The sequence below is a fragment of the Exiguobacterium sp. UBA3968 genome (assembly GCF_002385115.1).
Classification (GTDB): Bacteria; Bacillota; Bacilli; order Exiguobacteriales; family Exiguobacteriaceae; genus Exiguobacterium_A.
The window spans coordinates 11,369-12,272 of the sequence record NZ_DGCW01000003.1; the positions used below are offsets into that span (position 1 = coordinate 11,369).

At 47.9% G+C, this 904-nt stretch carries 1 protein-coding gene; it reads right to left on the reverse strand.

All coding sequences use genetic code 11. The features are described 5' to 3' along the window. On the reverse strand, positions 1-585 hold a 585-nt coding region (locus B3S86_RS00200), incomplete at its 3' end, for a sugar phosphate nucleotidyltransferase (protein WP_290747883.1). Positions 586-904 lie beyond the last annotated feature (319 nt).

Below are 904 nucleotides of genomic sequence, written 5' to 3' on the forward strand. Positions count from 1 at the left end.
CTCACCTTGCGCATTATCATTCTTAACCTGCTTCAGCGTCGCGAACAACATCTCATTATCGAATACATACGTACCGGTATTGATTTCACGAATCGCGAGCTCTTCTGCATTCGCATCCTTATGCTCGACGATTTTCGAGACGTTTCCGTCTTCGCCACGAACGATACGTCCGTAACCTGTCGGATCGTCAGCGAGTGCCGTCAAGACGGTCACTTTTGCGTTTGTCTCCGCATGATGTTGTAACAATGAAGCCAGTGTGTCACTCGTCAAGAGTGGTGTATCGCCACAGACGACGAGCGTTGCTCCCTGTTCGTTCCCGAGTACGGGTTCTGCCATTTGAACAGCATGTCCTGTGCCAAGCTGCTCACTTTGAAGTGCGTATTCCACCGATGTGCCAAGCACTTCTTTGACGGATTCCGCACCGTGACCGACGATGACGACCTGTCGCTTGACGCCGAGCGTCGCTAATTGATCGACGACGTGCTGTACCATAGGTTTCCCAGCGACTGGGTGAAGTACTTTGTAAAGCTTAGATTTCATCCGAGTTCCTTTACCCGCTGCTAGAATTACCGCGAAATGATTCATCCTTGTCGCTCCTCCACGTAAATTAGTGTTGATTTCGTTCTGAAATAGTACACTCGTTCCAACTATAACGAAAATGGCATCGTTATTCAATGATGGGACGAAGCGGAATCGATGAAAAAACGAGAAAAAGACAGGTTTTCCCAAGAAGAGAAACCTGTCTTTTTCTTATGCTTGATCTGTCGTTTGGGCAGAAGAGACTTCGTAACAGACGCCTTCTTCTTGATCCTCACGTGCCGCATAGGCTTCGAGTACTGAATCTTCGACCTTTTTTCGCATTAATGCATTGATTGGATGAGCGACATCCCGGAAGATACCTTCT